This window comes from Ligilactobacillus salivarius DSM 20555 = ATCC 11741 (genome assembly GCF_001435955.1).
In the GTDB taxonomy this organism is placed as follows: Bacteria; Bacillota; Bacilli; order Lactobacillales; family Lactobacillaceae; genus Ligilactobacillus; species Ligilactobacillus salivarius.
In genome coordinates this window covers 1-13269 of the sequence record NZ_AYYT01000030.1, presented here as the reverse complement: position 1 = coordinate 13269, position 13269 = coordinate 1, and the positions used below count along the sequence as shown (strand labels likewise).

General features: G+C 32.1%; 11 protein-coding genes. All 11 read left to right on the top strand.

The window, feature by feature from the left end; all coding sequences use genetic code 11:
• Positions 1-78 precede the first annotated feature (78 nt).
• The 11 genes from FC55_RS09960 (at position 79) to FC55_RS09210 (ending at position 12871) form a co-directional block, all read left to right on the top strand.
• The gene (locus tag FC55_RS09960; protein WP_107814497.1) at positions 79-1911 is read left to right on the top strand and encodes an SspB-related isopeptide-forming adhesin; all 1833 of its coding nucleotides are present in this window, start codon (positions 79-81) and stop codon (positions 1909-1911) included.
• 65 nt (positions 1912-1976) lie between these two features.
• A complete protein-coding gene (locus FC55_RS09255; protein ID WP_003699222.1) occupies positions 1977-3746 on the top strand; it encodes a SpaA isopeptide-forming pilin-related protein in 1770 nt (589 codons plus the stop codon).
• An 8-nt stretch (positions 3747-3754) separates the two neighbouring features.
• Positions 3755-4441 carry a class A sortase gene (locus tag FC55_RS09250; RefSeq protein WP_003699220.1) on the top strand — a complete coding sequence of 229 codons (687 nt, stop codon included), beginning with the start codon at positions 3755-3757 and terminating at the stop codon, positions 4439-4441.
• A 21-nt stretch (positions 4442-4462) separates the two neighbouring features.
• Complete coding sequence (locus FC55_RS09245; protein ID WP_003699218.1) at positions 4463-6637, top strand: SpaA isopeptide-forming pilin-related protein; 2175 nt, start codon at positions 4463-4465, stop codon at positions 6635-6637.
• Positions 6638-6652: 15 nt separating this feature from the next.
• On the top strand, positions 6653-7528 hold the full coding sequence (locus FC55_RS09240; protein ID WP_003699216.1) for a class C sortase: 876 nt from the start codon (positions 6653-6655) through the stop codon (positions 7526-7528).
• A 1-nt stretch (position 7529) separates the two neighbouring features.
• The gene (locus FC55_RS09235; RefSeq protein WP_003699215.1) at positions 7530-8783 is read left to right on the top strand and encodes a hypothetical protein; all 1254 of its coding nucleotides are present in this window, start codon (positions 7530-7532) and stop codon (positions 8781-8783) included.
• Positions 8784-8797: 14 nt separating this feature from the next.
• Positions 8798-9124 carry a hypothetical protein gene (locus FC55_RS09230; RefSeq protein ID WP_003699212.1) on the top strand — a complete coding sequence of 109 codons (327 nt, stop codon included), beginning with the start codon at positions 8798-8800 and terminating at the stop codon, positions 9122-9124.
• Between the two features lie 30 nt (positions 9125-9154).
• Positions 9155-9430 carry an HU family DNA-binding protein gene (locus FC55_RS09225; RefSeq protein WP_003699211.1) on the top strand — a complete coding sequence of 92 codons (276 nt, stop codon included), beginning with the start codon at positions 9155-9157 and terminating at the stop codon, positions 9428-9430.
• Between the two features lie 447 nt (positions 9431-9877).
• Positions 9878-11095 carry an AAA family ATPase gene (locus FC55_RS09220; RefSeq protein ID WP_099452490.1) on the top strand — a complete coding sequence of 406 codons (1218 nt, stop codon included), beginning with the start codon at positions 9878-9880 and terminating at the stop codon, positions 11093-11095.
• A 6-nt stretch (positions 11096-11101) separates the two neighbouring features.
• Positions 11102-11683 carry an RloB family protein gene (locus tag FC55_RS09215; protein WP_003699209.1) on the top strand — a complete coding sequence of 194 codons (582 nt, stop codon included), beginning with the start codon at positions 11102-11104 and terminating at the stop codon, positions 11681-11683.
• 330 nt (positions 11684-12013) lie between these two features.
• Positions 12014-12871, top strand: a complete 858-nt coding sequence (locus tag FC55_RS09210; protein WP_035149293.1) for an Rpn family recombination-promoting nuclease/putative transposase — start codon at positions 12014-12016, stop codon at positions 12869-12871.
• The last annotated feature ends 398 nt before the right edge of the window (positions 12872-13269 follow it).

The following is a 13269-nucleotide window of genomic DNA, read 5'->3' as shown; positions in this document are numbered from 1 at the left end:
CTGTGATTTTAATCACAGGTAGTTCAATTTCTAGGGAAAGATTTACCTAATGTATCATACGTTAGTGCTGGCAAAGATATGACTTTTGATAAAGGAAGTTTAAGAAGTTTTAGTCAAAGTGAATTAAATTCTATTTTATCCAATTCCAAAGTGGATCCAGGATTAAAGAATTATCTTAAAACTAAAGAGTGGGGTAACTTATATAAACTTGAACAAGGGGTATCTTGGAAATACATTAATGTCTTTAAAGATACAAAAACTGGAAAAATGGTTGATGTTAAAGTTACTATTCAAGGTTTAGGTAATAATTACAGCAATAAGTATGGCCTTCCACCAATGATAATGGTTGGTGAAAAGTACATTGGTACAGATGTTGCTGGTATTGGTGCTGTTCGCTATGGATTAGAATTTTTTGAACATGGTACTGATAAAAAAGTTACAATTCCAAGTTTGCTTGGAGCTGGTGACATTGATTATAATCAATCAATTGCTGTATTTAATGCTACTAGCGTTTTACGAGGTAGTAAAAATAAAGAAGCAAATGGTAAAGATTACTTAGGTTCAATTTCTACTGGTGGTGATGATACAACAGAGGGTAAAGATAGTAAGTATCAATCATGGTTCTTATTACATGATGTAGATAATTTATCCTATGTATTTAGTGCAGCTGATCCTGCTTGGGGACAAAAAGCACCTGATGGTAGTGATTTTATGGGATTCTATCATCAAATGATAGGTGGAATTCCTTTACCTATTAAACAAACTCCTCCAACAAAACCAACACCACCAACATTTAATAAAACCAGGAATCCAATTTTTTATAATGACTATACATTAATTGTTGATAAACCAAAAATTAATGTAATTCCTAAACCTATTAAAGATGTAGCAATAGGCAATGTTGATGGTTCCATCAAAGAAAGTGCTAACGGAAAAACAGTATTAAAAGGACAACAATTGACTTACACCTTAGATACAGTTAAATTTTCAAACCTTAGAAAAGATCAATCTAAAATTGAATGGAAAGATACTTTGCCAAATGAAGTAACATTCAATGCTTTAAAAGTTGAAACTCCTGAAGGTAAAGATATTAGTAATCAATTTGAAATTAATCATCAAGGACAACTTGTTACAGTTAAGGCAAAACCAGAGTATTTACAAATAGTAAATAAAGACAAATCACAAGAGTTTGCATTGGCTGTACCACATGTATATGTAACAGTTAATAAAGATAACGCTGATTTTAAAAATAACTATACGATTTTACTTGATAGTGGAGAGTTTTTATCTAATGAAGTAGAAAATAAAACTCCTAGTTTTACTACTAAAAAACAAGTGTTTGATGATAATTCAAAGAATATTGATAAACAAATGGTTAGAAGAAATCAAGTTTTAAACTATGTTGGAGATTTAGACTTAACTAAGTTAGATAATTTAGCAATCTCTGATGACCTACTTGAGAAAGGAATTTCACTAACTGACAACTTTGATTCAAAACGTTTAGAAGTGTCTAAAGTTACCAAAGATTCATTAAAAGTTTATTTAGCTGATGATTCTAAGGCAAAAGGTTTAGGTCAAGAAATAGATTCAAATGACTATAAAGTTGATTGGACTGACACAAGTTGGAAAGTATCCTTAGTTAAAGATAAACAAGTTATATCTAAATACGCTGGTAAAAAGTTACGTATTCTCTTTAAACCAACGGTCAAACAAACTGCAGAAGGAACTATCTACAATAAAGTTATTCCAAACTATTTTGGAGGACAAATTGAAAGTAATAGAGTAGAAAATCCAGTTTCATATGAAGTTATGCCTCAAACAGGTAGTAAGAAACTTTTAATTATAAGTGGTATTACAATCGGATTAATTCTTACATCTGTAGTTGGTATTGTTTTATATAAGAAAAAATAATTCTTATTATAGTATTCTTCCTTAACTTGAATGAAAAATTCTACAAAGAAAGGAAAGAATAATTTATGAAATTATTATCCAAAAAGCTATCCAAAAAATTATTAGTTGTAGCTGGTTTAGGTATTGGCGTTAGTTCTGTATTTTTAGGACTAACTAAGAGAGTGCAAGCTGATGATATACCACAAACGATTAATGTAGCTAACATTGGAACGCCAGCTACAACATCATTCTCTTATGCAACAGGCCATGAAACAGGTCCAGGATCAGGTGCAGCTCATGGACTTATGCCAATTAGAGAAGCTGGTACAGGAGATTGGTTATTCTGTATTGAGTGGTCTAAACCAGCTCCATCTAATGAACAAATTTCTAGAAGGTATCAAGCTATGCCTGCGGTTCAATGGTTAGTTAATAACTTTTACTCAGGACACCGTTTTCGAAGCTTGGGACAAGGTGACAAAGGAGATTATTGGTTGTATCAATCAGTGATTCATTGGACTGCCGATCCTAACGATCATGCTTCCTGGGGTGGAACAGGTGCAATTCAAGACGTTTTAGACCGATTAAATCCTAGTGTTCGTGAAAAAGTAGTTTCTTTACACAATGAAGCACTAAAACATAATGATGAATCAAGCTCTGAAATTGTTACTAATAACCATAATTTAGGTTTTGATCCCTCTAATTTAGAAATAAACAAAGATAACTTACAAGGTAATACCTATAAGAAAACATTTACTTTGAAGTCTGAAAACATGAGTCACGTTAAGGTTTGGTTAAAGAACGCTCCTAGTGGGGTTACTTTGACTGGTAAAGATGGTGCAGGCGTTAATTTTAATGATGTTTGGAATAATACAGGGTTACAAATTAATATTCCCTATAAAGTAAATGCGGAAAAAGATTCATATAACTTTACCGTTGCTACAAAAGGTAACTGGGAAAAGACTTCTAAAGTAGCTTGGATTTATTCAGGTAATGATAATTCACAAAAGGTTGCAAAACAAGTTGTTAAGGCTGTATCAGTTCCAATTGACACTGAAACTGATATGAATGTAACTGTTAAACCAGCTAAAGGACATTTAGCTTTTACTAAAAAAGGTACAGGAAATAATAAAACTGAAGTATTGAAAGATACTGAATTTACCTTGACAGGTGGAGACTTTACACAAAAAGCTAAAGCTGATGGTTCAGGTAATGTTGTATTTAACAATTTGCCTTTGGGTAGAGATTATAAGTTAGCTGAAACAAATCAACCTAATAAATATTATCGCTCAATGTATCAAGCAATAATTGGCGATTTTAATGGTGATCAACCTAAAAAAGACCTAAATAAAGGTACTATTTACAATAATAAAACACATCAGAAATTTATAATTCACAAAAAGGACGCTCAAGGAAATGCGTTAGAAGGAGCAGAATTTGTTTTGGTAAGAAAGGATCAAGCAAAAGCTAATATAACTCCTGAAGAGGCTAAAAAAATCGCATATCGTAAAGTAGGAGACCAATTGGTTGAAGGACATCAAGAACAAGCTCCATATATAGGAACGTCAGATAAAAATGGAAATGTAATTTTTGATATGGTAGCACTACCTGATTCTGTTGCTAATCATTATTATGCTGTAGAAGTGAAATCACCTAAAAATTATACTTTAAGTCAAAACTCTGTAGAATTGTTAGCAGATAAAAATTCAGCAAATGTGATTGAAGGTGAACTAGGTGATACAACTAATCCACTTCCAGCAACTGGCTCAGAAAAACTATTAATTGTTGCTGTTGGAGGCATTGTCTTAGTTGCTTTAGGTGGTGGAGCTTTATACTTCAAACAAAAAGTTACCAAGTAGGTGATTAAATGCAAAAACTCTCTAAATTTCTCAAAACCAAACAAGGTAAATGGCTGCTAGGTCTAACAATATTAGCTGTTATTGCAGCTGGTTTAGGAATTTTTAAAGCGTGGTCGGATCATCAAAAATATGAAATTATGCAAAGTAAGGTCAATGCTCCTGTAACTCAAAAACTCAGCAAAGACACCTTACGCAAGGACAAAATTCATATGTTTACTGATGATGATTTAGTTAGATACCGTAAGGAAGCCTATGCTAAAGGGTTAGACAAATATCCAAATGGTTATTTAGAAATTCCAAGTATTAACGTCAAACTACCTATCTACAATCGAGCTAACAATTTAACTCTTAGTTTAGGTGTCGGTAAAGATTACTACTTAGATAGTGAGTTTGGTAAAGGTAATGTAGTTTTAGCTGGCCATAATATGGAACGTCATGGAATTTTATTAAGTGACTTATATCAGGTAAGAAACGGACAAGAAGTTATCTTACATGGAGCTGATAATCAAGTATACAAATACAAAATCTTCAGTAAGAAAGTTCAATCTCCATACGTAAAAATTATTGATGGAAAACCAGTTAAAGGTAGTGCTTACTACTTACCTGAAGGAAATGAAAAGCCAATTGTAACAGTTTATGATTGTGCTGATCATGGGAAAACAAGACTTGTTGTACAGGCTGAATTAGAAAATTAATAAAAGAAGGAAGATGGTTATATGGACTTGAAAAAGAATTATATAGGTAAAGCGTTATTCGTAGGTGGAGTCAGTTTAACTCTTTGTGGTCAAGCATTAATGCTAAGTACACCAGTTATGAATAACATTGTAAGTGTCGCTCATGCCGATCAAGTTGCTCCTACAACTACAAACATTGAAATTCACAAAACAATGTATGATAAGGCAGACGCAAACTTCTTTGAACAAGAACAAAACAAAATTAAAAATGATGGTACTCAAAAAGATAGTACTTTTAATAACAAGTTATTCCACTACAACCCAACTACAATGGGTAAAGTTGAATTTACTTTATACGATATTACCGATCAAATTAATAAAGTTTATGCAGACGGTAAAGGTCTAACAGGATTTACTGCAGGTCAATCCAAAGAAGCACAAGGTCGTGTAGCTGAAATCTCTAAGGATATTGACGCTAATGGAGCTAAATCTAAGTTCTTAACTGGAGCTACAGTAGTTGGAACTAAAGCTATTGATGGTAGTGGTAATGTACGTTTTGAAAACGTCAAAGCTTATGACGCTTCTAAACCACAAAAATATCATTACTACGCTGCTGTAGAAACTAAGACACCTAAAGGATTCGTTGTAGCAAAAGCTAAACCAATTGTTTTTGTTAACCCTTATACAAATCCTAACGGTGACGGTTTCTTATCTACAACATACTTATACCCAAAAAACAATACACAAAAATTGCACTTTGACTTAACTAAGTTCGCTATTTGGAATAAACCAAAAAATAGTCAGCCAGAAGAAAAAAAGGAACTTGAAGGAGCTAAGTTCCAACTTTATCGTGGTAAACCAGGTTCAGGTACTAAAGTTGGTGGTGTTTTAACAACAGATAAGAATGGTAAAGTAACTGCCGACAACTTAATTATGGGTGATTACTATTTTGTTGAGTTGGAATCAAGTGTAGCTACTGACAATCCAGAAGCTACTACTCAAGCTAAAGTATCAATCTCACCAATTGCTAAGAATGATAAAAACAATAAATTAACTTTCTCTATTGGAGAAAATGGTATTGAACCTAACAAGTTACAAGGATCTTTAGTTGACTATGGATCACCTACAATTACTAAGGAATTAACAAATGGTGTTGGTGAACACAAATCCTTGCATATTGGTGATTTAGCTCACTTCAAATCTAGGGTAGATGTTCCAGCTAATATTATGGGATCCGATTGGAAAGTTGACGCTACAGGACAAGAAGCTAAAAGTTTACCTTACAGTGTGTTCTACACTCGTGATATTCCACAATTACATTTGAAAGATGTACCTGCTGAAAGACATTTAGTAATTAAAACGTCCGATAATAAGACAACTTTAAAAGAAGGTACTGATTACCAAGTTATCACAGGTAAAAATCAATGGTTTGTTAACTACGTAGTTAAAGGTGTTAGTGCTGAAGATAAAGCTAAACTTGACGCTGCCGCTAAGACTGGTGACAACGATAAGATTAAAGCAGCTATTAATAGTGTAAAATCAGGTTCTGTTTCAGATACAGTTGCTAAAGAAGCTGGTAAGCACTTGAATTATGACTATGATGAAGTTGTTATGACAGATTCTCCAATGGATACTGATATTGTTAATGATATTTATCTAATCTGGGACGATGGTTCTGGCCTAAGAGAAATCAAACGTACTGACAAGACTATTACTTATGGGGTACATTTCGTGAAGGAATCTTCTGGATTCATGGGTACTGGTATTGCAGCTCAAAAACTACAAGGAGCTAAATTCGTTGTTCAAGATAAACGTACTGGCAAGTGGTTCAACGGTTGGAAAGACGCCAAGTCAACAACCACAGGTAAAAAACAAGCTCAATGGGTAGATAACTATAAAGATGTTAAAGAAGGAGTTTTGACATCTGATAAAGATGGTAAGTTCTCCTTACAAGGATTCACTGAAGGTGACTACAAGCTTCGTGAAATTAAAGCTCCAACAGGTTATCAATTAATGGAAGAAACACAAGATTTCCAAATTGGGCCAAACACTGATAAAAAGACTTTAGCTACTCCAATTGTGGTTAAGAATAATGAAAAGACAACTATGCCACTAACTGGTAGTCAACAACTATTACTAGAAGTTGTTGGTGGTGTTCTAACTGTAACAGTTCTCGGTGGAGCTGGTTACTGGGCTTACAAGAAGAAAAATGCTTAATTAAAGAGTGATTAAATGAAAAACAAGAAGTTATTTAATGCTATTTACTATGCTTTTTGGGTAATACTTTGTTTAACTATTATTGGATTTTCAACCTATCCATTTATATCAGATTTTATGCTGGCTCAAAAACAAGAAAAACAAGTTGAAGCCTTTGATAAGAAGGATTCAAAAATTAGTAAACAAGATTATTTAGCTGCTTTCTATAAAAGAAGAGCTAAACAAAAAACGGTAACTGATCCTTTTGCCAAAGAAAAAGAAACTAAAGGAAAATCTAATTCGGTTGATGTAGCTAAATCTCAGTTAAATACAATTGGAATTCTATCAATTCCTAAAATTAAAGAAGTTCTACCAATCTACGATAATACATCTAGCATTGCTTTAGATAATGGCATTGGGTTACTGGAACATACTAGCGACCTTACTGGTGGAAAAGGAAAACATGCAGTTTTAACAGGTCATTCGGGTTTATCATTGAATAAATTGTTTACGGATTTACCAAAAGTCAAAAAAGGTGACAAATTTTATATTAAAGTTAATGGTGAAATTCATGCCTATCAGGTAGATCAAATTAAAACAGTATTTCCAACAAATATGAAGTATTTACAAGTTGACCCTAATAAAGACTACGTGACTTTAGTTACATGTACTCCCCTATTCGTCAATACGCATAGATTGTTAGTTAGAGGACACCGAATACCGTATAAAAAACAAGTAAAATTGGAGACTGATGGAGGCTTTACATCTCTAGGAAAGGCAGCATTAGCATTAATGATCACTCTAAGTATAATTCTTGGTGTTTACAAATTTATTAATAGAAAAAAAGATAAACCTAAGAAAGAAAAAAATACAAAAGTAGTAAAGCCTCTCAAGAAAGGAATGAGATTGTAATATGATTCAAAATAAATTAATTGCTTCTCTAATGTTATCAGGAACAGTATTAATGTTAGCCGCTCCAGTAGCTAATGCAGCTGAAAGTAGTAGCTCAACAAGTTCTAAAACTTCTAGTTCAGTAACAAGTACTAGCAAAGTTAGCTCAAGTCTAGCTTCTGATAAAACTAAGGCAGAAAGTACCAGTTCAGAATCTAAAAATGACAGTATTCAAACTCTTAAAGAGCAAAAGATGATTATCAAGAAGATCATTGCCAAAGAAGGAAGTCAGATGGCTACAGTTAGTGAGGCAAAAACTTCTGAGTCTAAAACTGATACAAACTCAAATTCAAGTTCAACTACTTCTACAAGTAGTAGTTCTTCAAATAGTAGTTCATCTAGTTTGGAATCTAAGACTGATACTCCTGTGGGCGGAATATCAAATTCAACAGTAAATGATGAAGCAAATAAATCTAATACAAGTTCTAGTAGCTCTCAAGCACCAGGCTTAAGTCAATCAGACTTTAAGGGAGTTCCAAACTCTAAGTTTGTTGTTTATGACGTTACCGATACAATGAATAGCGTTATTAAGGATAAATTAGGTGTAGATGAAGATAAAGCTAACGCAGCCCTACAAGTAGTGGCAGCAAAGGAAACATCTGAAGATAAGGAAAAGACTGAAGTTAGTGATAGCGCTAGTTCTGCAAATAGCACAGAGTCTAAATCTAGCTCAAGTTCTTCTAGTGTATCTAAAGCAACTAGTAACGCTTCTACAAGTAGTTCAAAAGAAACAACAAGTGATTCTTCTAACAAAATTGAAAGCTCTAATTCTTCCAGTGAAACTAAAGATGATAAAGATTTAGTTTCTAAAGTTGAAGAACTAAGAAAAGGCGATACAATCAGAAAAGAAGTTTCAGAACGTGCTGCAAAACTTAACAAAGATCAACTTAAAAAGATTGCTGAAGTTACAACAGACCAAAATGGTACAGCTGAAACAAAACTTCCAATTGACGGTAAGTACCATGCTTATTATGTGGTAAATACTGAAACTGCTAAGGATAGTTATGCAACAAATTCAGCACCAATTGTAGTTATTACACCAGTTACTGATAGTCAAGGTGTATACGCTCCAGAATTTACAATCTACCCTAAGTCTAATAGCGTACCAAAACCAAATACACCACAAGAAACACAAGCTAAAATGTTCCAAACAGGACATAATAATCAATCATTCTTTGCTAAAGTGGTTAATTGGTTAAAAGGCGTTTTTAAATAAATCAGGTAAAAATTATGAAATTGAAGCAAAAGATCAATAATTTATTCTCAAAAGTTTACGAACAAAGGATAAGATATGTTTCAGTAATACTAGCGAGTTTATTGTCTCTAGCTACTGTTTATGAATTATTTACAGCATATGGTTTTGTAGTAGAAATGACCAAGATTGCGGAATTACAAAGGCATGTTAATATAAACCAAATAAAGACACCTGATGAGTTAATTAGGTTAGCTTTTCATTTAGCCAATGGATTATTAGTAATTACAGCACTTGTAATATTTCTAATTTGTTTTCTTTGGAACTATATGTGGAGAAATACTTCAAATAAGCCTCGATTATAAAGATAAATTAAAGAAAGAAGGAATTCTAACATGAATAAAAGTGAATTAGTCAGTGTTATCGCCGAAAAGATGGGCGTTAGCAAAAAAGAAGCAGAGATCGCAACAAATGCGTTTATTTCTACGGTATCAACTGCTTTAACTGAAGGACGAAAGATTCAGTTAGTAGGTTTTGGAACTTTTGAAGTTCGAGAACGTGCAGCTCGTAAAGGACGTAATCCTCAAACTGGTAAAGAAATGCTTTTACCAGGTCGAAATGTTCCTGTATTTAAAGCAGGTAAAAGCTTAAAAGAAGCTGTAAATAAGTAGATAGTCTATATTCGCTGAATATTTTGGCAATCAATTCTTGATATAGTGAGTGAAAAATATCATATATAATTCGGTCGTTGGCCTTTATCGGAGTGGTTTTATTACCACTCCTTTTTTAGTTCAAAAAATTAAGAGGTAGCCTAAGCTACCTTGAAATAATGTACAAAGGTAATTTAAGGTAGCCCAAGCTACCTCTAAAAAATTAGAATTAAATAATGGATAATCTTGGTAAATGTTGATATATCAATGTTTTAACAAGGCTTAGTCTAATATATGAATAAAATATAAAAAAATTAAGAGGTATCTCAGGCTACCTTAGATAAGCATAAAAAGGTAGTTTAGGGTAGCTCGGATTAACGCATAAAAGTTTGATAAAGGTATGAATAAATGATAAAATTTGTACTGAAAAACGATAAATCGTATTTCGTGATAAGGAGGGGGATATCTATGTTGTTGGAATTTATTTTCAAAAATAGCTTTTCTTATAAAGAAGAAGCCTATTTTTCTATGGAAGCTGTTAAGGGAACTTCAATTAGAAATGAGTTTGATAAAATTGGTAAACATCGTATTTTAAAAAGTGCAATTATATTTGGTCCTAATGCTTCAGGCAAAAGTAATATGATTAAATCACTCAAGAGTTTTCGCAATTTAATTTTAAAAAATGATATTCAAGAGAATCCTTATCCAACTTATGCAGGTAATGAGGATCCAATCTTTTATCAGATTGTCATCTATGCTAACAATAATATTTATCGTTATAGTGTTTCGTATTTGAAGGAAGAGATTCTTCAAGAAAGTCTGGAAATGGAGAAAAATGGTGATTTTGAGATATATTTCCAAAGAAAGAAAATGAAATACCCTATTTTACCTGATGAATTGAAACCATTAGTTAATAAAACTAGAAAGGATAATCTTTTTCTTATTACGGCTAAAACATTTAATGATAAACCATCTTTAGCGGTTTTTCGTTGGTTTAGAAATAGATTAATTTTTATTTCTCGTGATACACCCCCATTATTAAACCAAGCATATAAAATACATAAAAATATAAAGGAAAAAGAAAAACTTTTAAACTTCTTAAAAGCAGCTGATTTAAATATTACTGATTTTGAAGTAGTTGAAAACAACAGCATTTCTTTCCATATTACTGGGGGATTAGACGAAATTTTATCTCTATCTAAAAGAAGTAGAGGACTAAAGGGTTATAATATGACCATCAGACATAAAGCTTTTGATGGAGTTAATGACAACGGACAGTTTTCATTAGATTTAAGTGCAGAATCTGATGGAACAAAAAAATTAATTGCATTAGCTATTATTTTAGTTTCATATAACAACTCTACAATTTTAATTGATGAGTTTGATGATTCTTTTCATGTAGAGTTATCTAAGGCAATGATTGAAGTTTTCAATTCTAATAAGCAAAGTAATCAATTTATTCTAACCAGTCATGAATTAGCTTTAATGGATAGTGGTTTTAAAAAAGAACAGATATATTTTACTGAAAAGGCAGATAGAAGCACGACAGAATTATATTCTGTTTATGACTTTAAATCTGAAGAAAACAGACAGGATTATTCTTATGTTAAACGCTATCAAAAAGGTATGTTTGGTGCTATTCCTGAAATTCTAGTTGGAAAATTGAAGGAATCTTTGGAGGAATAGATAAAGATGAGTAGAAGAAAAAGCAAAAAGAAATCCAATCCTCCGCAAATACATGTTTATTGTGAGGGCGAAAGTGAAAAAATCTATTTGGAAACTCTTCGGAATTTAATCGGAATAAAAAATCGACATAAGTTGGTGGTAAATTCAGAAAGAAAACAAGGAATAGACTTATATAATTATGTTAGAAATAAGTATAAAAGACATGATTTTGAGTATTCTCCAGTAGATATCATTATAGTTGTAGATAAAGATGATACAGCTATAGATGAATTAGAGAAACTGAAAAATAAGTGTTTAGAAAGTGATTACTTGTTAATTTATTCCAACACCTGTTTTGAATTATGGTTGCTACTACATTTTGAGAAGGTAACTTTTTTCACAACTAGAGAAAATCTTAAATATAGACTTTCAAATCTACTTGGTAGAAATTATAAAAAGACTGATAAAAGATTCTTTGAACAAGTAGTTATGAATTACGACGTTGCTTTATCTAACGCTGCGAAAATGAAATCTGGAATTCCAGATTTTGAGAAAAATCCTTATACGAATATGTTTGAATTATTGAGTAAATATTTTAATATGAATTAAAAAATCAAAAGTTATTACGAAATATGAAATCGTAGTAGCTTTTTTATTTTGCTCAAAATTATAATAGTTCAAAAAATTAAGAGGTAGTCCAAGATACCCTTAAATAACATAAAAAGGTAGCCTAATGTAGCTTGGGATACCTTTAAAATGTTTAAGATAATCTTTATTATGGACTAAATTAAACGAGAAGTGTTAGTCCCGACCACCTCCTATACTAACTAAACCCGCAAGCGGGAGTACTCCATTCAACTACGTTTTCATTGCGTATGCACTTGATAGCATAGCTTAAGAAAATGTAAGTATTATTTGAATAAGGAAGGAACTTTAGTCGTGAAAAAACTAAGTGAACAAGAGCTAGAAAAACGGTGGCAACAGGCTACCATCAAACGAGATGTAATTTTTACAAAGACTTTTGGAGACAATAAGGCTTTAACGCTTGAGTTGTTGAATATTATCTTGCCAGAACTAAAAATCAAAGAAATCATTGATATCGTTCCAGAAGATAGACAAAAGGAAAATATAGTTTATCGTGGAGTAAGATTTGATGTTTACGCTAAAGATGAAAAAGGTAGAGGCTATGATATTGAAATGCAGGTAGTGAATCACCATGATTTAGGCAAAAGGATTGCTTTTTATCAAAATAAGTTATCTAGCAGAGCGTTGAATCCAGGACAATATTTTTTTGAAAAACGAGATACGTACGTGATATTTGTTTGTGATTTTGATTATTTTAATCAAGGCTTACCAATATATCACACAACAATGAGGCTTGAAGAAGACCTAAATAAAGTAGTTGACACTGGGGAATACAATGTTATATTAAATTCAAGGGCGAAAGATTTTTCAAGCGTAAGTCCCGAAGTTAAGGCATTTTTAGACTATATAAGAGATAGTAAAGTGTCTAATGAATTTACTAAAAATGTAGATGAAGAAGTAAGAAAAGTAAAGGCAAATACAGAAACGAGGGATAGTTTTATGGATTGGGAAGAAAAATTGGCAGAAGAAAGATATTATACAGATAAAGAAGCTAGAGAAGAAGAACGTAGTTCTAATATTAGTGGTGTTATACAAGAATTAAATGATGATGGTATGAGTAAAAAACAAGTTATACGTATCGTTTCTAATTCTTTTAAGATAACAAAAAAAGAAGCTCAAGAATACTATGATAAAGAACTAGCTATTAAGTAGAATAGAGATTTAGAGAAGTTACTGTGAACATATTTCATGGTGGCTTTTTTATTTTGCTCAAGATTGCAATAGTTCAAAAAATTAAGAGGTAGCCCAAGCTACCTTGAAATAATGTACAAAGGTAATTTAAGGTAGCCCAAGCTACCTCTAAAAAATTAGAAGTAAACAATGGATAGTTTTGGTAAATTTTGATATATCAGCATTCTAAAAGGATTTGATCTGAAAATGAATAAAACATAAAAAAATTAAGAGGTAGCTCAGGCTACCCTTAAATGATGTACAAAGGTATCTTAGGGTAGCTCCAGCTACCTTTAAAATATTTAAGATAATGCTTATTATGAATGAAGTCAAAATGAGATGTGTTAGTTCCAACCTCCACCTACACTAACTAAACCCGC

What these genes read in the sequence shown, in the direction of transcription:
- FC55_RS09960 (WP_107814497.1), top strand. Translation starts at nt 79, where the DNA reads ATGACTTTTGATAAAGGAAGTTTAAGAAGTTTTAGTCAAAGTGAATTA.
- FC55_RS09255 (WP_003699222.1), top strand. Translation starts at nt 1,977, where the DNA reads ATGAAATTATTATCCAAAAAGCTATCCAAAAAATTATTAGTTGTAGCT.
- FC55_RS09250 (WP_003699220.1), top strand. Translation starts at nt 3,755, where the DNA reads ATGCAAAAACTCTCTAAATTTCTCAAAACCAAACAAGGTAAATGGCTG.
- FC55_RS09245 (WP_003699218.1), top strand. Translation starts at nt 4,463, where the DNA reads ATGGACTTGAAAAAGAATTATATAGGTAAAGCGTTATTCGTAGGTGGA.
- FC55_RS09240 (WP_003699216.1), top strand. Translation starts at nt 6,653, where the DNA reads ATGAAAAACAAGAAGTTATTTAATGCTATTTACTATGCTTTTTGGGTA.
- FC55_RS09235 (WP_003699215.1), top strand. Translation starts at nt 7,530, where the DNA reads ATGATTCAAAATAAATTAATTGCTTCTCTAATGTTATCAGGAACAGTA.
- FC55_RS09230 (WP_003699212.1), top strand. Translation starts at nt 8,798, where the DNA reads ATGAAATTGAAGCAAAAGATCAATAATTTATTCTCAAAAGTTTACGAA.
- FC55_RS09225 (WP_003699211.1), top strand. Translation starts at nt 9,155, where the DNA reads ATGAATAAAAGTGAATTAGTCAGTGTTATCGCCGAAAAGATGGGCGTT.
- FC55_RS09220 (WP_099452490.1), top strand. Translation starts at nt 9,878, where the DNA reads ATGTTGTTGGAATTTATTTTCAAAAATAGCTTTTCTTATAAAGAAGAA.
- FC55_RS09215 (WP_003699209.1), top strand. Translation starts at nt 11,102, where the DNA reads ATGAGTAGAAGAAAAAGCAAAAAGAAATCCAATCCTCCGCAAATACAT.